Annotated in this window: 21 protein-coding genes; 14 read left to right on the forward strand and 7 right to left on the reverse strand. The window is 67.2% G+C overall.

The features are described from left to right. Positions 1-20 precede the first annotated feature (20 nt). Positions 21-1,097 (reverse strand): calcium/sodium antiporter, encoded by a 1,077-nt coding sequence (locus tag I8J34_RS13605; protein ID WP_214362157.1) that lies wholly within the window; start codon positions 1,095-1,097, stop codon positions 21-23. 143 nt (positions 1,098-1,240) lie between these two features. On the opposite strand from I8J34_RS13605, the gene I8J34_RS13610 reads away from it, so the two are divergent. Continuing rightward, on the forward strand, positions 1,241-3,250 hold the full coding sequence (locus I8J34_RS13610; protein WP_214362158.1) for a C13 family peptidase: 2,010 nt from the start codon (positions 1,241-1,243) through the stop codon (positions 3,248-3,250). Between the two features lie 16 nt (positions 3,251-3,266). Here the strand turns inward: I8J34_RS13610 and I8J34_RS13615 are convergent, their stop codons facing one another. The 3 genes from I8J34_RS13615 to I8J34_RS13625 form a co-directional block, all read right to left on the reverse strand. After that, the gene (locus I8J34_RS13615; protein ID WP_214362159.1) at positions 3,267-3,866 is read right to left on the reverse strand and encodes a 2-hydroxychromene-2-carboxylate isomerase; all 600 of its coding nucleotides are present in this window, start codon (positions 3,864-3,866) and stop codon (positions 3,267-3,269) included. A gap of 179 nt (positions 3,867-4,045) precedes the next feature. Next, positions 4,046-5,566, reverse strand: a complete 1,521-nt coding sequence (locus tag I8J34_RS13620) for a class I adenylate-forming enzyme family protein (protein ID WP_214362160.1) — start codon at positions 5,564-5,566, stop codon at positions 4,046-4,048. Positions 5,567-5,574: 8 nt separating this feature from the next. After that, positions 5,575-6,750: an acetyl-CoA acetyltransferase gene (locus tag I8J34_RS13625; protein ID WP_214362161.1), complete on the reverse strand. Its 1,176-nt coding sequence runs from the start codon at positions 6,748-6,750 to the stop codon at positions 5,575-5,577. Between the two features lie 136 nt (positions 6,751-6,886). On the opposite strand from I8J34_RS13625, the gene I8J34_RS13630 reads away from it, so the two are divergent. Next, a complete protein-coding gene (locus tag I8J34_RS13630) occupies positions 6,887-7,474 on the forward strand; it encodes a LuxR family transcriptional regulator (protein WP_230411829.1) in 588 nt (195 codons plus the stop codon). Positions 7,475-7,578: 104 nt separating this feature from the next. Here I8J34_RS13630 and I8J34_RS13635 read toward each other — a convergent pair whose 3' ends face one another. Next, a complete protein-coding gene (locus I8J34_RS13635) occupies positions 7,579-8,454 on the reverse strand; it encodes a LysR substrate-binding domain-containing protein (RefSeq protein ID WP_214362162.1) in 876 nt (291 codons plus the stop codon). A 97-nt stretch (positions 8,455-8,551) separates the two neighbouring features. Between I8J34_RS13635 and I8J34_RS13640 the strand changes: the two genes are divergently transcribed. From I8J34_RS13640 to I8J34_RS13695, 12 genes are all read left to right on the forward strand, one after another. Then, positions 8,552-9,559, forward strand: coding sequence for a YeiH family protein (locus I8J34_RS13640; RefSeq protein WP_214362163.1), 1,008 nt, complete (start codon positions 8,552-8,554; stop codon positions 9,557-9,559). Further along, complete coding sequence (locus I8J34_RS13645) at positions 9,478-10,770, forward strand: sulfite exporter TauE/SafE family protein (RefSeq protein WP_214362164.1); 1,293 nt, start codon at positions 9,478-9,480, stop codon at positions 10,768-10,770. Before I8J34_RS13640 ends, I8J34_RS13645 begins: the two co-directional genes overlap by 82 nt. 53 nt (positions 10,771-10,823) lie before the next feature. Next, positions 10,824-11,603 carry a GntR family transcriptional regulator gene (locus I8J34_RS13650; protein ID WP_214362165.1) on the forward strand — a complete coding sequence of 260 codons (780 nt, stop codon included), beginning with the start codon at positions 10,824-10,826 and terminating at the stop codon, positions 11,601-11,603. A 68-nt stretch (positions 11,604-11,671) separates the two neighbouring features. Further along, positions 11,672-13,402 carry a fumarate reductase/succinate dehydrogenase flavoprotein subunit gene (locus tag I8J34_RS13655; protein WP_214362166.1) on the forward strand — a complete coding sequence of 577 codons (1,731 nt, stop codon included), beginning with the start codon at positions 11,672-11,674 and terminating at the stop codon, positions 13,400-13,402. A 19-nt stretch (positions 13,403-13,421) separates the two neighbouring features. Continuing rightward, positions 13,422-13,655, forward strand: coding sequence for a 4Fe-4S dicluster domain-containing protein (locus I8J34_RS13660; protein WP_214362167.1), 234 nt, complete (start codon positions 13,422-13,424; stop codon positions 13,653-13,655). A gap of 10 nt (positions 13,656-13,665) precedes the next feature. Next, entirely contained in the window at positions 13,666-14,613 is a 948-nt protein-coding gene (locus I8J34_RS13665; protein WP_214362168.1) for a HEAT repeat domain-containing protein, read from the forward strand. A gap of 72 nt (positions 14,614-14,685) precedes the next feature. Continuing rightward, positions 14,686-15,021, forward strand: a complete 336-nt coding sequence (gene fdxA / locus I8J34_RS13670; RefSeq protein ID WP_214362169.1) for a ferredoxin FdxA — start codon at positions 14,686-14,688, stop codon at positions 15,019-15,021. Positions 15,022-15,232: 211 nt separating this feature from the next. Further along, on the forward strand, positions 15,233-16,588 hold the full coding sequence (locus tag I8J34_RS13675) for an ABC transporter substrate-binding protein (RefSeq protein WP_214362170.1): 1,356 nt from the start codon (positions 15,233-15,235) through the stop codon (positions 16,586-16,588). Between the two features lie 3 nt (positions 16,589-16,591). Beyond that, on the forward strand, positions 16,592-17,557 hold the full coding sequence (locus I8J34_RS13680; protein ID WP_214362171.1) for an ABC transporter permease: 966 nt from the start codon (positions 16,592-16,594) through the stop codon (positions 17,555-17,557). Beyond that, the gene (locus I8J34_RS13685; protein ID WP_230411830.1) at positions 17,554-18,423 is read left to right on the forward strand and encodes an ABC transporter ATP-binding protein; all 870 of its coding nucleotides are present in this window, start codon (positions 17,554-17,556) and stop codon (positions 18,421-18,423) included. Before I8J34_RS13680 ends, I8J34_RS13685 begins: the two co-directional genes overlap by 4 nt. Further along, positions 18,420-18,773 (forward strand): DUF971 domain-containing protein, encoded by a 354-nt coding sequence (locus tag I8J34_RS13690; protein WP_214362172.1) that lies wholly within the window; start codon positions 18,420-18,422, stop codon positions 18,771-18,773. The genes I8J34_RS13685 and I8J34_RS13690 overlap by 4 nt, the downstream gene beginning before the upstream one ends. Positions 18,774-19,396: 623 nt before the next feature. Next, positions 19,397-21,397 (forward strand): SGNH/GDSL hydrolase family protein, encoded by a 2,001-nt coding sequence (locus I8J34_RS13695; protein ID WP_214362173.1) that lies wholly within the window; start codon positions 19,397-19,399, stop codon positions 21,395-21,397. 283 nt (positions 21,398-21,680) lie between these two features. Here the strand turns inward: I8J34_RS13695 and I8J34_RS13700 are convergent, their stop codons facing one another. Further along, positions 21,681-22,256 carry an NnrU family protein gene (locus I8J34_RS13700; protein ID WP_214362174.1) on the reverse strand — a complete coding sequence of 192 codons (576 nt, stop codon included), beginning with the start codon at positions 22,254-22,256 and terminating at the stop codon, positions 21,681-21,683. Between the two features lie 351 nt (positions 22,257-22,607). Next, the coding region (locus I8J34_RS13705; protein WP_214362175.1) for an IS4 family transposase at positions 22,608-23,269 on the reverse strand (662 nt) is incomplete at its 5' end.

A 23,269-nucleotide genomic window follows, 5' to 3' on the forward strand; every position in this document is an offset into this window, starting at 1 on the left:
CCCGCTGCGCGCCGCGTCCGCTACGCCCCGGCGCGCCGATGCCGCCACAGGCTCACCGCCAGCGTCAGCACGGTGAGCGGGATGACGAAGCTTAGCATGGCCGAGGAGAGCATCGGCGCGGCAGCATGGTGCTGGGCCGAGAGCACCAGGAAGGCCGTGTAGGCCACGTAGTAGCCGAGGAACACCGCGCCTTCCCAGCGCGCGATCTCGCGCCCGGTGATGAACACCGGCAGGCAGGCGAAGGCGACCGCCAGCATCACCCACATGTCGAAATCGCGGGCGGCTTCGGACACCGGCAGGCCGGTGCTCGACACCAGCCCCGCCGCGCCCAGGCAGCCAAGAATGTTGAACAGGTTGCTGCCCACCACATTGCCCACCGCGATGTCGCGTTCGCCGCGCACGGCGGCCATGATCGAGGTGGCGATCTCCGGCATCGAGGTGCCGATGGCGACGATGGTCAGGCCGATCACCAGGTCGCTCACGCCGAAGGCGCGCGCGAAATGCGTGGCCGCGCCGACCAACCAGTCGGCCCCCAGCACCAGCAGGCCCAGGCCGCCGAGCACCAGCAGCACCTGCGCCACCGGCGAGGCATCCCAGCCCGCCGGCTCGGGCAACTCGTGCATGGCCTCTTCCTGCGCCTTCGCCGAGCCGCGGCGCGCCTGCACGATCAGGAACACGGTGTAGATGACGGCCAACGACAGCAGCAGTCCGGCTTCGAGACGGCTGAGTCCGCCGTCGGCCGACAGCCCCACCAGCAGGGCCGACACGCCGATCAGGATCGGCACCTCCTGGCGGATGATCTGCTCCGACACCGCCAGCGGCACGATCAGCGCCGAAATGCCGAGGATCAGCAGCACGTTGGCGATGTTGCTGCCCAGCACGTTGCCGATCGCCAGATCCGGATTGCCGTCGAGTGCGGCCCCCACCGACACCGCCACCTCGGGCGCGCTGGTGCCGAAGGCCACCACCGTGAGGCCGATCACCAGCGGCGAGATGCCCCAAGACAGCGCCATGCGCGCCGCGCCGCGGACCAGCGCTTCGGCGCCGGCAATGAGGGCCACGAGGCCGAGAACGAAGAAACCGAGTTGAGTGAGCATGACGACGGTGCCAGAGGGAATCGTGGGGCCTTCGAGTGCTATTGCCACGCCAAGTTCCGTCAGTTGCCTGTCGTCGCCGGAGTATCCGCGCGCTTCATCCCACCGGTATACACTGAGGTTTTTTTGCAGCCACGACCTGAGCCATGACCGACGCCGACGTCCTCTCGACCCCCGTAACGCTCGACACCACGGTCGACCAGCGCATGGTCGGCGTGCGCGCGGCGGGTCGGCGCCTGCAGCGTCAGGGCGGTCGGCCCTGGCGCGCCTTCTTCGTCACGGTGGCGCTGTGGCTGGTGGTGGGGGCGCTGATCGGGTTTTTCAGCGCGCAGATGGAGGCCTTGCCCGGCGGTCAGTGGTTCCCGCTAGCGATGATCGTGCTGGCGGGCATTGTCCTCATGCAGCGCGCGCAGCGCCGGCTGTCGCGGCGCGTTGCCGCCCGGCAGCCCGACCGTTTTCAGATCGCCCTCGCCGACGACGCGCTGGAGGTCGCGCATGACGAGGCGATCAGCCGCGTGCAGTGGCGCAGCATCGAGGCGCTCGAGCGCATCGGCGACCTGTTGCTCATTCATCTGACCACCTTCGAAGTGCTGATCGTGCCCCTTGCTGGCCTCGCGCCGGACACCGACGCCTGGCTGGCCCGCCTCGAAACGCTCAGTGGCTGCCGCGTCACCGTCGGCGCGCCGCCGCCCGTGCCGGAGGTTGCCGATCAGACGCAGCCCTGGCGCGATCTGGCCAGCAACCTCGCCGCGGGTGTGGGCCTCCTGCTGGTGCGCGCCAAGGCGACCGCCCGGCTCAAAGTGTCGGCGGCACAGCTGGTCTGGCTGTTGCTGGTCGACCTGCTGCTCATCGCCTTCGGCAACTGGCTGCTGGTCGGCACCGACAGCGAGTTCAACCGCTACGGCATGGCTTCGGCGGTGTTCTGGGTGCCGCTGCTGCTGCTCGCCGCATGGGCCTCGGCACGCGCTGCGGACGACGACCGCAAAACGCTGCCCGGCGCCGTCGCGTTGGTCGCCGTCGGCATTGTCGGTACCGTCATCCAGTACGCCGCCATCCTTGGCTTTCAGCGGCTCGATGACGCGTTCGCGATGGCCAACGCCTATCTCTACTGGGGCTTCATCGGCTGGCTGATCATCGCCTCCATCGTTGCCCTCGCACGGGCGCAGCAACTCCTGCCCGAGCAGCGCATGGGCGCGGTGCTGGCGGTGCTCGGCCTGCTCATTGCGCCGCAGTGGCTGTTCAAGGACGGCAGCAGTCTGTGGATACCGCGCTACGACGAAACGGCGGCGGCCGCCGAGAGCGACGCGGCCCAGGCCCGCTATGCGGCGGTCACCCAGGAGGCCATCCTCTACACTCAACCCGCCCTGCTCGACGCCGCGCTCGCCGACATCGCGCCCGGGCGCCCCGGCGTGCCCGAGCTGTTCGTGCTGTCGGTCGGCGGCCATGGCAACCAGGATGTGTTCCTGCGTGAGGTGCGCGCCGTCGATGCGCTATTCCGCGAGCGTTTCGATGCCGAAGGCCGCAGCCTGGTGCTGGTCAACAACCCCACCACCGTCGACACCCTGCCCATCGCCAGCGTCACCGCGCTGGCGCGCAGCCTCAAGGTTTTCGGTCAGCGCATGAATGCCGACGAAGACGTGCTGGTGGTCTTCCTCACCTCCCACGGCTCCGAAGAACACCGCTTCGACCTCAGCCTGTGGCCCTACCGCTTCGACGAGTTGAGCCCTGAGGTGCTGCGCGGCCTGCTCGACGAGGCCGGCATCCGTTACCGCGCGCTGATCGTCTCGGCCTGCTACTCCGGCGGTTTCGTGCCGCCGCTGGCCGGCCCCGACACCCTGGTGATGACCGCCTCGCGCGCCGACCGCAACTCCCACGGCTGCAGCCACAGCGCCGACTGGACCTTCTTCGGCCGCGCGCTGTTCAACGAGGCGCTGCGCGACACCTATGCCTTCGACTCCGCCTTCGAACAGGCCAGCGTCGCGGTCGCCGAGCGCGAAGCCGCCGAGGGCTATACGCCGTCCGAGCCGCAGATCGCCATGGGTGAGGCGGTGGCGCCGGTGCTCACCGCCATCGAGCGGCGGTTGCAGGTGGATGCCATGGGGCAGCGGCGGATGGCGGAGGTCGCGGCGCCGGACCAGGCGCCGCAGCGGCAGTAGCCGGGTCGGTCGCCGGTCAGGCGGGCTGCGTCAGCGCCCGCTCCACGAAATCCAGCCGGTCCTGCCCCCAGAACACCTCGTTGCCGATCACGCAGCTCGGCACCCCGAACACGTTCGCCGCGATGGTCGCCTCGGTATTGGCCGCCAGCGTCGCGTCATGGCGCGGGTCGCGCGCCTCGGCGAGCAGGCTCGCCGGCAGATTCGCGCTGGCCAGCAGGTCGGCCACGACCGCCTCGTCGGCCAGGTTGCGGTTGTCGGTCCACAAGGCCTGACCGAAGGCGACGGTCAGCGGCAAAGCCTCATGCCCGGCCGCCAGCGCGGCCAGCACGGCACCGACGGCGAGGCGCTCGTCGACCGGGAAATGCGTCGGCTGGATATGCATCGGCACGCCCAGATGCCGGCTCCAGCGCGCCAGTTCCTGCAACCGGTAGGCCTGGCGCGCCGGCGGCCGGTCGCGCAGTTGCAGGCCGCCGGTGGCGGCGAACAGCTTGGGCAATTGCACCGGCCGGAGCCGCAGCTCGGCGCCGGTGCGCTCGACGATGCCGCCGAGCTGGCGGGCGGCCAGGTAGCTCCAGGGGGAGTTGAGGACGAAGTAGTAGTCGAGTGCTTGGGGCATGGGCGGCGTTCCTGTCGCGGGGGTGTGCGCGGCCCGGTCGCGGGCGGGGGCCCGGCCGGTGCGCGTTTGTGTGCGTCACATCCTGGCACAGGCCGGCTGCCGTTGGCGAGCCCCCGCCGGCCACCCAGCGGCTCGTCATGGTGTCCCGGGTCGGAGCAGTGCGTCGCGCCGGGGTGGGATCAGGCCGGCAGTCGTTTGCGCAGTTCGGTCTTGAGTATTTTGCCGTAGCTGTTCTTGGGTAGCTCGTCGCAGAAGTGGTACTGCTTGGGTTTCTTGAACGAGGCGATGTGCTGCCGGCACCACTGGTCGAGCGCGGCGGCATCGACGGCGCCCGGCGCGCGCGGCACCACGAAGGCGACGACGATCTCGCCCCACTCCGGCTCGGGCGCGCCGACCACCGACACCTCCGCCACGCCCGCGTGCAGGGCCAGCACCTCCTCGACCTCGCGCGGGTAGATGTTGCTGCCGCCGGAGATGATCACGTCCTTCGAGCGGTCGGTCAGCGTCAGCAGGCCGTCCTCGCTCAGGTGGCCGATGTCGCCGGTGCGCAGCCAGCCGTCGCTCAGCGCCTGGGCGGTGGCCGCCTCGTTGCGCCAGTAGCCGCGCATCACTGCGGCGCCGCGCACCACGATCTCGCCAGTGGCGCCGGCCGGCAGCGGGTTGAGCGCCACGTCGACCACCCTCACGTCCACGCAGGTCTGCGCCATGCCCACCGACAGCAGCCGGCGTTCCCAGTCGGGGTGGTCGCGGTCGGCGATCTCGCGCCGGCCCAGCGCGGTGATGGTCATCGGGCTCTCGCCCTGGCCGTAGATCTGGATGAAGCGCGGCCCCAGCACCGCCAGCGCGGCCTGGATGTCGGCCAGGTACATCGGCCCGCCGCCGTAGATGATCGACTTGATGCCCTCACCGGTGCTGCCGCTGCGCCGCGCGGCGTCGACCAGGCGCTTGACCATGGTCGGCGCGGCGAACATCGACACCTCGCGCAGCCGCGGCGCCAGCGCCAGGATCTCGTCGGCATCGAAGCCGCGCGACGGCGGCACCACATGGCGCGCGCCGCAGCGCACATGGATGAAGTTGTACAGCCCGGCGCCATGCGACATCGGCGCCGCGTACAGCGCGGCGTCGGCCGGGCTCACCGGGTCGACGTCCACCGGGTAGCAGGTGGTCATGGCGGTCAGGTTGGCATGCGAGAGCATCACGCCCTTGGGCCGCCCGGTGGTGCCCGAGGTGTAGAACAGCCAGGCCAGGTCGTCCGGCGCCACCAGCTGCGGCGGGCTCAGCTCGGCATGGGCGCCGGCCATCTGCGCGTAGCCTTCGCCCAGCAGGGCCAGCTCGGTGCAGCCCGCCGGCAGGGTGCCGGCGGCGAAGCGCTCGCCGCTGTCGGTCAGCATCAGGCGTGCTTCGGCATGGTCGGCGATCCAGGCCGCCTCGGTGGGGTGCAGCTTGTGGTTGATCGGCACCACCACGGCGCCCGCCCACCACGCGGCGTAGAGCACTTCGAGGTATTCCACGCTGTTGTGCGCGAACACCGCGACCCGGTCGCCGCGGCGCAGGCCGTGCGCCTCGGTCAGGCAGCGCGCCAGCGAGGCCGCGCGGCGGGCGAAGCCCAGGTAGTCGGCGTGCAGGGTCTCGCCGGTGAGCAGGGCTGGCGCCGTCGGATGCCGGTGGGCCGTGGCATGGAGCCAGTTGGCGACGTTCATCGCTGCACTCAGGCGCGCTTGGCTTCAAGGATCGAGGCGTAGTTGGCCACCGCCGCCCCGCCCATGTTGAACACCAGCCCCAGCGCGGCGTCGGTGCGCTGGATGTCGCCGGCGCGGCCGGTGAGCTGGCGGAAGCCCAGCGCATGCATCGACACGCCGGTGGCGCCCACCGGATGGCCCTTGGCCTTGAGGCCGCCGGACAGGTTCACCGGCAGCGCGCCGTCGCGCAGCACCGTGCCCTCGGCCAGGGCGCGATGGCCCTCGCCCTTCGGCGCCAGGCCCATGGCCTCGTAGATCAGCAGTTCGGCGATGGTGAAGCAGTCGTGCACCTCGGCAAAGTCGAGCTGCGCCGCGCTGATGCCGGCCTGGGCGTAGGCCTGTGCGATGGCCCGCTGCGGCCCTTCAAAGGCCAGGAAGTCGCGCTTGCCCAGCGGCAGGAAGTCGTTCACCTGCGCCATGGCACGCAGGCCCACCTCACGCGGGAAGCGCTTGGCGCGTGCCGGCGAGGCCAGGAGGATCGCCGCCGCGCCGTCGGTGATCAGCGAGCAGTCGGTCATGCGCAGGGGCGGGGCGATCAGCGGGTTCTTGTCGGAGACGGTGCTGCAGAATTCGACGCTGACCTCGCGCTGCATGTGGGCCAGCGGGTTGAACATCGCGTTGGCGTGGTTCTTGGCCGCGATCTGCGCCATTGCCGGCAGCGGGTCGCGGTAGCGTGCCTGGTATTGCTGCGCCGCGATGCCGAACAGCTGCGGAAAGCTCAGGCCGGCTTCGTCCGGATTGTTCTGGTAGCCGGCGCCGGCCAGCGCGCGGGTGACTTGCTCGGTGGTGTTGGCGGTCATCTTCTCGGCGCCGACCACCAGCACCAGCTCGGCATCGCCGGCGCGGATGGCGTTGACCCCGGCCCAGATGGCGGCGGCGCCCGAGGCGCAGGCGTTCTCGCAGCGGGTGGCCGGCTTGAAGCGCAGGCCGGGGTGGGTCTGGTGGATCAGCGAGGCGGCAAAACCGTCCGCCACCATGCCCGAGTTGAAGTGGCCGAGATACACGGCGTCGATCTCGGCCGGGTCGATGGCGGCCTCGTCGATGGCCTCCGCCGCGGCCGCGACGATCAGATCTTCCAGGGTCTGGCCGTCCAGGCGGCCGAAGCGGGTGTGCCCGCTGGCGACGATGGAAACGTTCTCTGCCATGCTGTCCTCCTCCGGTATCGTTGTGCGATGAAGCGTTGCTGATGCAGTCACTTTACGAAGCCGGCCGGCGCGCACTCTATCCGTTCAACTACGTACATGAGCGCGTATCGTTCGTTGATGGCAAGCGAGTTTGAACATGTTCAATGATGTCGACGGCGCCGCGCTCGCCCGCATGAGCGCGGCGGAGCTGGAGCAACTGGTCTTCCGGGTCTCGCCCACGGCGCAGGTGATCACCCACCACCGGCTCATGGTCAAGTTCAACGACGCCTTTGCCCGCCTGTTCGGCTATCCGGCCGCCGAGCTGCAGGGCCAGCTGATCCTCAAGCTGTATCCGTCGATGGCCGATTTTCGCGCCATCGGCGAGCGCTGCCTGGCTTGGCTGCGCCAGAGCCGCAGCTATGCCGACGAGCGCTTCATGCAGGATCGCAACGGCGAGGTGTTCTGGGCGCGCGCGCAGGGTGTCACGCTGACTCCGCGCGACCCCTTTGACCTCATGGTGTGGAGCTTCGAGCGGCTCGACGCGCCGCTGCGCAGCACCGTCCGCCTCACCGCCCGCGAGCGGGAGGTCTCGACCTACATCGTCAACGGCCTCACCTGCAAGGAGATCGCCCGCAAGCTGGGCATCTCGCATCGCACGGTGGAGACGCACCGGGCGCGGCTGATGAAAAAGCTTGAGGCCAAGAACACCGCCGAGCTGGTGTCGCGGATCATCGTGATCAGCTGAGGTGGGCGGGCGACCGGCCCGGCAGCATGGCCGACCCGCGTCCACGGATCTCACACCAATGAGGCCACTGCTGGCGGGAGTGGCACGGTCGGCGAGTGTCTTCCCTATGCCGTTCTGCCCGCCAGGAGGGCCTCGAAGGCCAGCGCCGGTTGGCTCACGGGGCGGCGTGGCAGGCGCATGCGATAGAGCTGGCGCATGCATGCCTGGCTGCCGATGGCGTGCTTGCGCACGCGGCCGAGTGCGAGCTGGTCGCGGGCGCAGATGCGCGGCACCAGCCCCAGACCGATGCCGGCGGCGACCGACTGCACGATGGCTTCGTTGCTGCCGACTTCGATTACCTGGGCCGGGGTGATCTGCTGCTCGGCGAGGATGCGCTCCGCGGCGGCGCGGCTGCCCGAGCCGCGTTCGCGCATCACCCACAGGCAGCTGGCCAGGGACGCGGGGTCGGCCTTTTCGTCGGTGAACGCCCGCGGTGCCACCACGATCATCTCTTCGCTGCGCCAGGGGCGGATGTCGATCCGTGGATCGCTGACCTCGCCCTCGACCAGGGCCACATCCACCCGGCAATCGAGCAACAGCTCGGCAATGTGATCGGTGTTGGCGCTGATCACGCTCACGGTCACGCCCGGGTGGTGCTGGCGAAACGCGAGCAGGCTCGGCGGCAGCCAGTAGGTGGCGATGGTCGTGCTCGCGCCGATCACCAGGTGCCCGCGTTCGAGCGCGGAGTAGGACTTGACGGCCTCGTCCGCCTCGCGCTCGAGCGCGAAGATGGTGCGGCCGTAGTCGTACAGCGCCTGTCCGGGCGCGCTGGGCACAAAGCGCTTGCCCTGGCGGTCGAGCAGCACCGTGTCGAGCTGGTGTTCGAGTTCCTTGACGGCCTTGGAGGTGGCGGGCTGGCTGATGCCGAGCAGGTCGGCGGCACGCGAAAAGCTGTTGGCCTCGACCACGGTGACGAAGACACGAAGCAGGTGCAGGTTCATCTATGAGCTCAGATTATGAACAGGTAACTTGGATGCCATTTACGAATACTAGAGCGATTCTTAGTCTTATGCCATCCGAGCCTTTCGATATGCCTTGATGAACATAAGCGCCGTCCTGCCCCGCCCTGAAATCCGCCTCGGCCTCACCGCGTGCGCCGCGATCACGCTGACGGCGGCCCTGCTGGCGGCGATTCCGGCCATCGGCAGTCGCGGCCTCGGCTGGCTGCCGATGGCGGTGGCGCTGGGCATGGTGGTGGGCAATCTGTGGCCGGCCTTGCCGGCACGCGGCCGTGCCGGCCTGGCGCTGGCGCGCGGCCCGCTGATGCGCGCGGGGATCGCCTTGTACGGCTTGCGCATCGGCGTGGACGAATTCGCCGCCGTGGGCTGGGCCGGTGCACTGTCGGCGGTGTTTGTCGTGGCCTCGACCCTGTGGCTGGCGCAAGTCCTCGGTGGCCGCCTCGGGCTCGACCGGCACAGTGCCTTGCTGATCGGTGCGGGCAGCGCCATCTGTGGCGCGGCCGCCGTGGCCGCCGCCGACGGGGTGCTCGGTGCGCGGGCACGCCAGGTGTCGGCGGCCGTTGCCGCGGTGGTGGTGTTCGGCACCCTGGGCATGTACGGCCTGCCGCTGCTGTTTCACGGGGTGGGCTTGCCGCCGGCGCAGTTCGGCGTGTGGATCGGCCTCACGGTGCATGAACTCGGTCATGTGGTGGCGGCGGCCAGCCCCCTGGGGCCGGAGGTGTCGAGCACCGCGCTGATCGCCAAGATGATGCGGGTGATGCTGCTGGCGCCGGCGATGATCTGGATCGCCTGGCTCGACGGGCGCGCCAACGGCGGCCGGCGGGTGCGGGTGCCGGTGTTTCTGTGGGCATTCTTCGCCGCCATCGCCTTGAACGCCGGTGGCGTGCTGCCGCCGACGGTGCAGGCGGCCGGCGCCGGTCTGGCGCAGTGCCTGTTGGCCGCCGGGCTGGCCGCGCTGGGCGCGGCGACCCGGCTGGTGGATGTGCGTGCGGCCGGCGCCCGGGTGTGGTTGCTGGCCGCCTTGCTGTGGGCCTACCTGTTGGTGGCCGGTCTCGGCATCGCGAACGGGCTGGCCCGGCTGGCATGAGCAGGCCATGCACCGGCACATGGCAACGCCCGCCACGGCGCACCGTGGCAGGGCGAAGGCAGGCCCACGGGGGCGGCGCGCTCGCCCATGAATTCAATGAGATAGCTCGGGTCGTCGGTGCTTTCGGGATGGCGCGTCTTTTGCTTGGAATGACTTGTCATAACAAGTTGGTGCGCGCCGCCGCGCGATGGGCCGTCCGTTGTCCGCAACGGCCTGCGCAGCCGGCCGCGCCATTCACGGAAAGGACGACCTTGAACGAAATCACCCATTTTCTTGCCGCCCGCGATGCCTTGACCTGGGCGGTGGTGTTGTTGGCCGCGCTGGCCGGTGGCGCGCTGCGCGGGCTGACCGGTTTCGGCGCGGCGCTGTTGATGGCGCCCTTGATGTCGCTGGTGCTGAGCGCCCGGGAGACCATGTGCCTGGTCACCTTGCTCAATGCCCTGCCGATGGGGCGCACCGCCTTGCGCACCGCCAGCCGCGCGATCGACCGCCAAGTGATGTTGCCGATGAGCATGGCGGCGTTCGCGGGGGTGCCCTGCGGCATCGCCCTGGTCGGTGCCTTGCCGGCGCAGGCTTTCGGCATGGTGGTCGGCGGGGCAGTGATCCTGAGTGCGATCGGCTTGATGTCGGGGGCGATCCTGGTCAAGGGGCGTTCGCTGCGGCTGTCGCTCGGCGTCGGCATGCTCAGCGGCGTGCTGACCGGCTTTGGCGGCGTGGGCGGGCCGCCCGCCATTCTCTATTTGTTGGGCGTCGAGCCGGATGGGCATCGCGCGCGCGCCAACTTCATCGTCTTCTTCGCCGTGTTGTACCCGGTGGCCGTGCTGGCGGTGGCGGCGCTGGGCCTGCTTTCATGGGCGGATATCCTGCTCGGCTTGTCGCTGGCGCCCCTGTTTCATGTGGGTGGCATCGGCGGGGCGCGGCTGTATCGGCATCTGGGCAAGCGTCATTTCCGGCCGGTGGTGCTGGTGCTGCTGATCGCGGCCGGGGTCATGGCGGCCTGGCCGCGCGATGCCCACGCGGCCGTGGCACCGGGGGGCGACCGGAGCGGGGCGCACTGCGATTTCGCTTTTGGTGCAGTGCCGCACCCGGCCGGTGCAAAAACCACCGAAAAAGGCGCGGAAAATTGCCGCGCGAATTTTAAAAATCCAATGAAAAACAATGGCTTGATGAAGTTTTGTGCGACGCGGAAAAGTTGGCATCTGAATTGCTAGTTAGTACTCGTCATAACAAGCTGTGCATGACAGAAAAAATAGGAAGAAAAGACATGGTTCGAAGTGGAAACAAGCGTGCCGAATCGAAGCGCTCCGAGGCAACCCATGCGCTGGATGCCGTCTCGCCGGTGCCCCTGTATAGCCAGATCCGCGAGGCGCTGCGGCGCAGCATTCTCGATGGCACCTACCCGCCGCATTCGCAGATGCCTTCGGAGAGCCAGATGATCGCGCGCTTCGGGGTGAGCCGGATCACCATCCGCCAGGCACTCGGCGATCTGCAAAAGGAAGGGCTGATCTTCAAGGTGATGGGCAAGGGCAGTTTTGTGGCCAAGCCCAAGGCCTTCCAGAGCCTGTCGCGCTTGCAGGGTTTCGGCGAGGCGATGGCGCCATCCGGCTACGAGACCTATGCCATGTTGCTGAGCGCCCGCGAGGTGCCGGCCAGCGCGGTGGTGGCGCAGCGCCTGGCGCTGGCCGAGGGCAGCCCGGTGTTCGAGATCCAGCGGCTGCGCTATCTGAACCGCGAGCCCATTTCGGTGGATGTCAGCTACTTCCCGATCGATATCGGCCAGCGCCTGACGCAGGAAGACCTCGCCACCCGCGACATCTTCGTCATTCTCGAAAACGACTACGGCCACAACCTCACCCATGCGGACGTGCAGATCGAGGCGATCTCGGCCGAGGAGTCGCTGGGCCGCCATCTCGACGTGGCCGAGGGCTCGCCGCTGTTGCGTATCGAGCGGCTGACCTATGCCGGCGAGCGGCCCATCGATTTTGAGTTTCTCTACTACCGCGGCGATGCCTTCCAGTACCGCCTGCGGATCGACCGAAGCTGAGGACCGGCACAGAAACGGCCCTGCGATTGAAGGATGGTGCAGCACTCGCTCAACCCCCAGGAGAAATCATGAAACGCATCGATATGGAGTTCGACATCGTCGTCATCGGCGGTGGCACCGGTGGGCCGATGGCCGCGGTGAAAGCGAAGCAACAGAACCCGCAGCTCAAGGTGCTGCTGATCGACAAGGCCCACGTCAAGCGTTCGGGCGCGATCTCGATGGGCATGGACGGCCTCAACAATGCGGTCATTCCGGGCCATGCCACGCCCGAGCAGTACGTCAAGGAAATCACCATCGCCAACGACGGCATCGTCGATCAGGAAGCGGTGATGGCCTATGCGGCCAACAGCTTCGACATGATCCAGGAGCTCGATCGCTGGGGCGTGAAGTTCGAGAAGGACGAAACCGGCGACTACGCGGTGCGCAAGGTGCATCACCTGGGCAGCTACGTGCTGCCGATGCCCGAAGGCCACCACATGAAGAAGATCCTCTACCGCCAGCTCAAGCGTGCGCGGGTGGAGATCACCAACCGTGTGGTCGTCACCCGGCTGCTCACCGGCGCCGATGGCGAGATCACCGGCGTGATGGGCTTCGACTGCCGCACCGCCGATTTCTACGTCATCCGCTGCAAGGCGGCGGTGCTCAGCACCGGCGCGGCGGGGCGCATCGGCCTGCCGGCCTCCGGCTACCTGATGGGCACCTACGAGAACCCCACCAACTGCGGTGACGGCCATGCCATGGCCTATCACGCGGGGGCCGATCTGGCGAACCTCGAATGCTTCCAGATCAACCCGCTGATCAAGGACTACAACGGCCCCGCCTGTGCCTACGTGACCGGCCCCTTCGGCGGCTTCACCGCCAATTCGAAGGGCGAGCGCTTCATCGAATGCGACTACTGGAGCGGCCAGATGATGATGGAGTTCTACAACGAACTGCAGGGCGGCAACGGGCCGGTGTTTCTCAAGCTCGACCATCTCGCCGCGGAAACCATCAGCGAGATCGAGCACATCCTGCACACCAACGAGCGCCCCAGCCGCGGGCGCTTCCACGAGAAGCGCGGCAACGACTACCGCAAGCAGATGGTCGAGATGCACATCTCCGAGATCGGCTTCTGCAGCGGCCACAGCGCCTCGGGCATCTGGACCAACGCGCGCGGCGAAACCTCGGTGAAGGGGCTCTATGCCGCCGGCGACTGCGCCAGCGTGCCGCACAACTACATGCTCGGCGCCTTCGTCTATGGTCGCCTGTGCGGGCAGAACGCGGCCGACTACTGCGGTGGGGCGGCCAAGGGGTGCATCGACGACGGCGCGATTGCCGCCGAGGAGGCGCGCATCGGCGCGCCCCTGGCGCGCAGCGAAGGGCTCACCCCCTTCCAGATCGAATACAAGACGCGCCGCCTGGTGAACGACTACCTGCAGCCGCCCAAGATCACGCGCAAGTACGAGATCGGCCTGCGCCGCTTCGACGAAGTGCGCGAAGACGCCACCGCGATGATGGCCACCAACCCGCACGAGCTGATGCGCGCCATGGAGGCGCTCTCCATTCTCGACTGCGCCGAGATGGCCGCGCGCGCCTCGATGTTCCGCACCGAGAGCCGCTGGGGCCTGTACCACTACAACATCGACCACCCCGAGCGCGACGACGAGAACTGGTTCTGCCACACCTTGCTCAGCCGCGATGCCGACGGCCGCATGAGCGTGCGCAAGAAGGCGATCGAGCCCTACATCGTGCCCATCGACGAAGAAGAGCGCACCGCCTACCAACGCCTGCGTGTCGAACGCAGCGCAGCCGCCGCCTGATCGCCCGGAGGAACCCGACATGAGTATCGCCACCACCCTCACCCAAGCGCCCGTCGTCGTCGACGAGAGCAAGTGCATCGCCGAGAAGGGCTGCACCGTGTGCGTCGATGTGTGTCCGCTCGACGTGCTCGCCATCGACATGCTGAAGAAGAAGGCCTTCATGAAGTACGACGAATGCTGGTACTGCCTGCCCTGCGAAACCGACTGCCCGACCGATGCGGTCAAGGTCAGCATCCCCTACCTGCTGCGCTGAGGACATGGCCATGGATATCACCAGCTTCTCCATTGCCGAGCGCCTCGCCAGCGAGGATGCCGAGGTCCGTCGCCTGGCGGTGATCGACCTGCCCTACAGCGACGAGGACGACATCGTGCCGCTGCTGTTGCCGCGCCTGGCCGACCCCGATGCCACCGTGCGCACCGAAGCGGTCCGCGCGCTCGAAGGTTTTGAGGAACCGGAAGTGGTCGCCGCGCTGGCGCCGATGCTGCTCGATGCCGATGCCGAGGTGCGCGCCGCCGCCGGCGAGGTGCTCGCCGAGCTCAAGCTGAGCGCATCGGCCGGCCCCTTGCTGCCGTTGCTGGAAGGCCATGCCGCCGAAGTGCGCCTGCTGGCCTTCCGCGCGGTGCGTGCGCTGCGGGTCGAGGCCGCCTTCGCCCCGGCCATGGGCGCCCTGCGCGACCCCGACCCCGGCGTGCGCCGCGAGGCCGTCGGCGTGCTCGGCTACCTGCGCAAACCCGAGGCGGTCGGAGATCTGGCCGAAGTGGCCGCCCACGACCCGGACGCCGAGGTGCGCCGCATTGCCGTCGGCGCGCTCGGCTATGCCACCGAAATCAGCGTGCTGCCGGCGCTCACCCGCGCCCTGGGCGACACCGCCTGGCAAGTGCGCGAGGAGGCGGCCCAGACCATCGGCAAGCTGCGCTTCGGCCTGGCCATTGCCGACCTCGTCCATGCCATGCAGGACGAGTACTGGCAGGTGCGGGTGAAGGCGGCGCGCAGTCTCGGCCTGCTCAAGGCGGCCGCCGGGCTGCCGGCGTTGGTGGCGGCCTTGTCGCACCCCATCGGCAACCTGCGCAAGGAGGCGGCGATCGCCCTCGGCGAGCTGGCCGACCCGCGTGCCATCCCGGCGCTGGAAAAGGCGCTCGACGATGCCGACCCGGACGTGCGCAAGCTCTCGCGCCTGGCGCTCACCGCCATCGGCCTGGCGCAGAAATAGGGCGCCTGCGCGGACACCCCTTCACCCCCTTCGTGCCGGCCCCGAGGCGGCCGGACAGACAGGAGAGCCGTCATGACTTTCGTCGTTACCGAAGCCTGTGTGCAGTGCAAATACACCGACTGCGTGTCGGTGTGCCCGGTGGAGTGTTTCCACGAAGGGCCGAACTTTCTCGTCATCGACCCCGACACCTGCATCGACTGTGGTGTGTGCGTGCCCGAGTGCCCCATCGGGGCGATCTACGACGAGGCCGATCTGCCGCCGGATCAGCTGGCTTTCATCGACATCAACGCGCGCCTGGCCGCCGAGTGGCCGGTGATCGTCGCAGCCGGCGAGCCGCTGCCCGAGGCCGAGCGCTGGGCGGCGATCACCGACAAGCGCGCCCTCATTGAAAACCCGGCCACGGCATGACGCCTGGGCCATCCGCCAACCCCTCCCTTTCTCAACCCCTAACCCGACCGTAACCCCCAACCCCCCGCAGTACTCGAACGAAACGACAACTCACTGGACAAGGAAGCACATCATGTATGCACGATCCAGAAACACCGCTCGAGACAACGACAACAAGAAAATCGTCCGCCGATTCGCCCTCGCCGCATGGCTCGCCAGCAGCTTGGCGGCAATGCCCGCCCTCGCCGAAGTGGTCACCGTCGGCATCGGCACCCAGAACACCACCACCAACACGGTGACCGGCGGCATCGTCATCAAGGAACTCGGTCTGCTCGAGAAGTTCTTGCCCAAGACCGGCAAGTACAAGGACATCGAGTTCAAGATCGACTGGCAGAACTTCACCTCGGGGCCGCCGGTCACCAACGGCATGGTCGCCAACACCTTGCAGATCGGCATGATGGGCGACTACCCGCTGCTGGTGAATGGCGCCATCTTCCAGGCCATGCCCAAGGAGCGCACCCGGCTCATCGCCATGATCGCCTACAACGCCGACGGCGCCGGCAACGGGCTGGTGGTGCACAAGGACTCGCCCCTGTACGAACTGGGCGATCTCAAGGGCAAGAAGGTGTCGGTGCCCTTCGGTTCGGCCGCCCACGGCATGCTGCTCAAGGCGCTAGAAGACAAGGGCTGGACGAGTGAGGATCTGGTGCTCTCCAGCCAGAGTCCGGAGGTGGGCACCTCCAGCTTGCAGGAGAAGCGCATCGACGGTCATGCCGACTTCGTGCCCTTTGCCGAGCTGCTGCCCTACCGCGGCTTTGCGCGCAAGATCTTCGACGGCTCGGAGACCAAGGTGCCGACCTTCCACGGCGTGATCGTGCGCGAGGATTTCGCCAAGAAATACCCGGAGTTCGTGGTCGCCTACATCAAGGCGCTGATGGCCGCCAACGACTGGTTGCGCAAGGACCCGGTCGCCGCGGCCGCCAAGATCGAGGAATGGACGCGGGTCGAGAAGGAAGTCGCCTACATGTTCCTCGGCCCCAGCGGCGTGCATACCCTGGACCCGACGCTCAAGCCCAAGTGGATCGAGACGGTCAAGTACGACCACGGCGTGCTCGACCGCATGGGCCGGGTCAAGCCGCTCGATGCCGACGCATGGGTGGACGAAACCTATGTGCGCGCGGCCTACAAGGAACTGGGCCGGGACTATGACGCGGAAAAGGCCAGCTTCGCCAACTACGAGATCACCGGCACCGACCCGCTGTGCGGCGGCACCATCGACACACCGCGCCAGGCCGGCGAAGTGTGGATCGACGGCGCCGGCATCAGCGCCTACAAGTCGACCGCCTGTGCCCTCAGTGCGGTGAAGCAGGCGATGGCGGCGGGCAAGAAGGTGTCGGTCGCCTTCGTCTTCGACCGCGGCACGAAGATCAAGCTCTTCGCCAATACCGCGTTCTACGCCCTCGACGGCAAGAACGCCGCCGGCGACATCGTGCCCTTCCTGCTCAAGAAGGACGCCGAAGCCTACGTGGCGGCCCATGGCGGGCGGGTCGGGCTGTACGCCGACGCGCTCGCTGCCGCGGGGAGTTGAATCATGGCCAGCACCGTCACCATGCGTGCCGTGCGCGACACGGACGCCCTGAGCGCCGGCGGGGCCGCTGGCCCGGCGCCGGCGACCCGGGTGCCATCGGTGCCCGAGGAGGCGGTGGTGCCCGCGCTGGCGCCGGCCCCCGCCGTCGCCGCGGCGCCACCGCCCGCCCGGCCGCGCCCCCGGCTGGGCGGGGCCCTCCGGCCGATGCTGATGAACATGGTATCGATCGGCCTGCTGCTCGGCTTCTGGTACCTGGCCACCGCCTACCGTTGGGACTTCTACATCCGCTTCGACAACGTGCCCACGCCGGGCGAAGTGTTCGGCGAGGCGCTGCGCCTGCTGGGCGACGACAAATTCGTCACCAACATCGGCGTCAGCCTGTGGCGGATCGGCGTGGGCTTCCTGATCGCCACCGTGCTGGGTGTGGTGGTGGGCATGCTGTGCGGACGCTACGCCTTGTTCAAAGGCCTGGTGTTTCCGGCGCTGGAGGTGTTGCGGCCGATCCCGGCCATCGCCTGGGTGCCCATTTCCATCATGCTGTGGCCGAGCACCGAGTCGAGCATCCTCTTCATCACCTTCATCGGCGCCTTCTTCCCCATCCTGCTCAACACCCTGCATGGCGTGGCCTCGGTGGACACGGTGCTGATCCGCGCCGCGCGCTGCCTCGGCACCAGCGAATACGCGCTGATGACGCAGGTGGTGCTCAAGGCCGCCCTGCCGCACATCTTCACCGGGCTGGCGGTGGGCATGGGGGTGGCCTGGGTGTCGCTGATCGCCGCCGAGATGATCTCCGGCCAGTTCGGCGTCGGCTACTTCACCTGGGAGGCGTATTCGCTGATCGAGTACCCGCACATCGTCGTCGGCATGCTGGTCATCGGCGTGCTCGGCCTGCTGTGCAGCGGCGCGATCCGCCTGGCGGGGAAAATCCTCATGCCCTGGCAGGGCATCGGCGGCAAGGAGAATTCATGATGGGAACGGCAGCCTCCACCAAGGGCGGGCATATCGACATCCGCGATGTGTCGGTCAGTTTCACCCAGAACGGCGTGGCGCTCGATGCGGTCAGCGGCGTCTCGCTCGACGTGAAGCCCGGCGAATTCGTCTCCATCGTCGGGCCGTCGGGCTGCGGCAAGTCGACGCTGCTCAACATCGTCGCCGGCTTTCTCGACCCGACCCGCGGCACCGCCAGCGTCGATGGATCGCCGATCCAAGGCCCCGGCGCCGACCGCGGCGTGGTCTTTCAGCAGTACTCGCTGTTTCCCTGGATGCGGGTGCGCGAGAACGTCGAGTTCGGCCTCAAGATGCAGGGCATGTGCCGCAGCGAACGGCAGTCCAAGGCGCGCACCCTGCTTGGGCTCGCCGGCCTGCTGGCCTTCGAAAACCACTACCCCGAACAGCTCTCCGGCGGCATGCGCCAACGCGTCGGCATCGTGCGGGCGCTGGCCACCGGCCCCCAGGTGCTGCTCATGGACGAGCCCTTCGGCGCCCTCGATGCACAGACCCGGGTGGTGATGCAGGAAATCCTCACCCACATGTGGCATCAACTGCAGCTGTCGGTGCTGTTCATCACCCACGACATCGAAGAATCCATCTTCCTGTCGGACAAGGTGTATGTCATGACCGCACGGCCGGGGCGCATCAAGGCCGAGATCCCCATCCCCCTGCCGCGACCGCGCACTGCCGACATGACCTCGTCGGCGGAATTCCTCGCCATCCATCACCAACTCAAGGCCCTGATCCGCGAAGAGTCACTGGCGGCCATGGGCGGCGAGTTGCAGGACGGCGGCCTGGGGCGCGACTGGCATCTGGGGCCGGAAGGCGTGAGGGCGGCCCTGTGAGCGCGGCGATCGAATCGGTGATGCCGATCGGCATCACCGATCATCGCGCCTCGGCCGTGCTGCTCATCGCCTGGAATGACGGGCACACCAGCGCCCTGCCGCACGGCCTGCTGCGCCAGCGCTGCCGCTGCGCCAGCTGCACCCAGGCGGCACGCCAGGGCGCACCGCTGCCCGCCCCGGCGGCCGTCATCGACATCCACCCGATGGCCGAGAACGGGCTCCACCTGGTATTCGCCGACGGCCATGCGCGCGGCCTCTACCCCTGGGCCTACCTGCGCGCGCTCGGCGACGAGCAGCGTCGTGCAGAGGGTCGGGTGTCGACAAAGGTGGGGTCGGCACCAAACCGTTGAGACCTTGTTGACGGAGATGATCCGACGAAACGAGAACGCGCGTCCGCAGGCCGTCGTCCTGTCGGACAGGGCGATGGACGCCGCTCCCTAGCGATTCCGCCGGCTTCGCCGGTTCCCTCTCTGCGCCCGGCGTCGGCGAGTCGTGTCGCAAACGCGCCCCTGCGGGCTCAGACAGCGACACGACAATTCCCGTCGTCCCCGGTCTCCGTTCGGCGCCACAGAACGGGCATGGGCCGCGGGTTCGGCTTCGCCGTCGCCCCGGTCGGTCACGCCGCGAAAGCTTTGTAGATCCTATGAGCAAAGCGAGTCGGCTGCAGAGCAAGCGTTGCCGTGCCGAAAACCCATCGACTGCACGCCAGCGCTGCTGGCGCCCAAGCCGTTGTCAGTGCCCAAAGAGATCGGGCGCACATCCAAGCGAGCAGTATTGAGGCCTGACCCCTGAGCCCCTTTGCAGCGGCTAAGCCCGCGCGCCTCTCTCAGTACCGGCGACCTAACAGTCCAGCTGCATGATGAGTACAATGTCATATTCTTGCAATGTGATGACGCGACGCTGTCACACAAATTTCCCTCTGCGGCCTGCTCGCAGTGCCATGTGCAGTTCACGTACCCACAAAGGAGCCATCATGTGCAGTCGTTTTCCGGTCCGATCAGGGCTCATCAGTATCGCCCTGATCCTCTGTACCGGCTTGGCCGGAAACGCCGTTGTCGCCGCGCCGACAGCGATCAAGGATGGCGGATCCATCCTCGGTAAACTCACCACGAAAGGCGATAAAAAAACCTACGTTTTTTCCGGAGCCGCCGGCTCAACGGCACATGTAAGCCTTTCAACCATGGCCAGCGCAGACGGATTTTCTCCGTCGTACGTGGTTCTCGATCCGAACGGCAAGGTCGCCAAGCGTGCCTGGGGCTCACCGGTGGCGTCCGAATCATTCAAGCTGACGAAATCAGGCACGCACCGCATCGTGGTGCAGGACAACAGCTGGTTCAGCACCGGGGTCGGCGCGTTCAGCCTTCATCTGGCCACGTCTGCTGAAGCCACTGAGCATGGCGCGCTCGACCCCTACACGCCTTCGGATCAATCGATCACCCCGGGCGATCTGGATGCCTACATTCTGTCGGCCACCGCAGGCGACACCATCCACCTGAGCATCGGACGCACGAACGCCACCGACACCCTGCAGCCGGCCTTCTACGTCTACGGCCCCAATGGCGAACAGGTGGCCTGGGACGGCGGTACGGATGCCGCTTGGGCCTCGTTCCTTGCAAGAAAAACCGGAACGTACCGGGTCATCGTCAAGGACTTCAGTTGGGCCGCCGACGCCACCGGTGCCTATCGCATCCATATGGCACGCTCGACGGCATCCAAGGAGGCGTCTCGCCTGATCAACCACGGTTCGGTGTCAGGTCACATAACCCCCGCGGATCTGGACAGTTTCGTGTTTCACGCCCAGTCAGGCGACGTTGTGACTCTGCGAGCAGACTTGCTAGCATCGGAAGATGACACGGCGGAACCCACCTTCCATGTCTATGGCCCAGATGCGAAGGAGGTCGACTGGGCCACTGGCACCACGAGCGCTACAAAGACTTTCAGGGCCCCAGCCGACGGCCTCTACGCCGTGGTCGTGCGCGACGGCAGTGTCGGCGCTGCCGGTACGGGCGACTACACACTCGCCCTGTCGGTGAACGCAGACCGCTTCTCCTATGCCGCGCTCGGCGACTCATACTCCTCCGGCGAGGGCGTCCTGCCCTACCACGATCTGAGTGATGACGACTGGCGCGGCTGCCACCGTTCCTACGCCGCCTACGCCGCGAGCGTGCAGCTACCCGGCGACAGCCAGAAGCTGTTGGACCGTCTCGACGCCGACGTCGATCTGATCGCCTGCACCGGTGCAACCACGGAAAACGTCACCGCCTCAGGATACGGCCAGTACGGCCAGCCGCCACAGCTTGATCCTGCCAACGGCGTCGATGAGCGCAGGGATCTGGTCACCGTGTCCATCGGCGGCAACGACGCCGACTTCATCCCCATCTTCGCGGTTTGCATGCTTGAAGCGTCATGCCAAAGCTACCAACCCTTTGCACCGGATTCGAGCATGACGCTGAAGGAATGGATCACACAGAAGTTGGAAGAAGCGGAGACGAAGATCAATCAGACCCACGCAGAAATCCGCCGCCTGACGCCCAATGCGGCAACCCTCGTGCTCGGCTATCCGGTCTTGCTCAGCGGTCGGGAATGCGCCGCCCTCACCTTTCCCCCCGGGGAAGACACCGACATCAAACTCGATGCCGCCGAACAGGAGTTCCTCATGGAGACGAACCGCAAGCTCAATGACATCATCGCCCGCTCCGCGAAGAGAAATGGCCTGCACTACGTACCAGTCGAGAAGCAGTTTGCCGGGCATGAGATCTGCGGCAGCAATACCCCTTGGGTCAATGGCATTGACCTGGACAATCCGAAGTCAAGCCTTCATCCGAACCGCCTCGGACAGCAAGCCTACGCACGCGCCATCAACGACTACCTGCTTGCCGCGGGTACAGCCTGGCCGTACGGGTATCTGGCCAACGGATTGCCACGGAACCCGACGCCGATGACGTCGCAGCAACCGTCTTCCACTGGCCGGTAACCCCCCCTTTTTTTCGATGCCGGTGGCTTCGTTCGATGTTTCCGGCTTTGCAGGCTTCGGGTGGGGGGGCGTTGGCCGGGTCTCGCCCTGGCGGGCGACTTCCTTTCTTGTAGCGACAAGAAAGGAAGCGTCGATCCGCCCCCGCTGTGCCGCCGGCGTCGCCTACGCCCGGCGCCGGTGGGTCTGGCGCAAATTCGCTCTTCGGGCTCAGGCAGCGACATGACAATTCCCTCCGTCCCCAGTCTCCGTTTGGCGGCACAGAAGGGGAATGGGCGGCGGGCGTTCAGCCCGGAATGATCGCCACCCCGATCAACCAGCCATGCAGCCCGAACACAAAGGCCACATAGATCGCCAGCCCGCCCACAACCGCGATCACATCATTGGCCTTGCCTGCCGGCAAGGCCGGCAACGCGCGCGGCGCACGGCGCTTGAGCGAAATCCGATCCGCCACCGCCCAGGCCAGAAAGCCCCCGAACAACAGCACATCGGCCAGCGTGCCATTGGCCAGCAAGTGCGCCAGCGCCCACAGCTTGGTAGCGACCAGCGTCGGATGCCGCGCAACGCGCTGAATGCGGCCGGGCAGATAAGTGGCGAGGAACAGCGGAAACACCGGCACGAGCAACAGCATGGCGAGGTGGCGCAACCCCATCGGCGGCGTGTAGAGCACCACCGGATCCATCCGCGCAGCGCCATAGCCGTAGATGATGAGCACGAAGCCGGCGAGCGACACCAGCGAGTACACCCCCTTCCACCCCGCCTCGCCCAGGCGGGCGTGCATCCGGTCGCGCCAGGGGGCGTTGAGGATGGATATCGAGTGCGCGCCGAGAAAGAGCAGCAGGCCGAGGATGAGTAGGGTCATGGTTGGGTCTCCGGAAGCGGGTGCGTTCGACTGTGCCGGGCGAGTGCTACCTGGTCAAGGCGAACCACCTTGGCCGGGAGCATGGCAATGAAATGTTGGGTTTCAAGACCTGACCCAATACTGTTCGCTTAGATGCGCATCCTATCCCTTTTTGGTGGTACTGACAGTGGCTTGGGTGCCAGCAGTGCTGGCGTGCAGTCGATGGGCTTTCGGCGCGGGTAGTGATGGTCGTGCGAAGCGTACGGTGAGTTGCGCCGCTTGACCTGGCGGGGCGTTGTTTCCCCGAGCGTACGCACAGCGCGCAGTTGCGCGGCAGCATGAAGCAGCTGGTCGAACCATCGCTTTCGACGTCTAGGCTTCACTGGGGGGAAAGGCCCCGGACTGAGGCTGGGTGCGTCGTAAGAGATGTACGTGCGCGGTGAAGGATAGGCTGTCGTGGCGTAGGCGGTGCTCGGTGGCGGCTTGGTGCATGAGCCAGCGCACGGCATAGTGCGCCAGAACCCATCCGTAGAACTCCTGCCGAACTAGCTCAGGCGTCTTCGAACGCAGCACTCGGCGGCGCTGCTGCAGGTGCGTTTTGAGTTCGTCGAAAACGGCCTCGACCTGCCAGCGCTGATGATACAAGGCCGCCAATTCCAGTGCCGGTGCCACCTTGTCGTCGAGCAAGCTGGTCATCAAGCGGTAGCGAAGCGGCTCTGCGTCGAGCTTGGGGAGCTCGTATTCGATGACCCGCACTTCAATCGCCCCCTGACCCGCACGGCGAGCCTTGTCGCTCGGGTAGATCGCGCTCAGAAAAGAGCCATCGTCCAGCGCCTTGAGAACCGGGAACTGCCGGTTGTCGCGGCAGCGCCACAGCAGCTCGGCGCCGCTGTGGCGCGCCTGCTGCCAATACAGATAGCCGGTGAAGCCACGATCGGCCATCAGCAGCATGTCCGGCGCAAGGCTTGCGAGCAGCGGCTCGCACACATCCCATTCGCTGACCCGGTAGGGGCCGATGTTGGCGTCGATGATGG

The sequence above is a fragment of the Denitromonas iodatirespirans genome (assembly GCF_018524365.1).
In the GTDB taxonomy this organism is placed as follows: Bacteria; Pseudomonadota; Gammaproteobacteria; order Burkholderiales; family Rhodocyclaceae; genus Nitrogeniibacter; species Nitrogeniibacter iodatirespirans.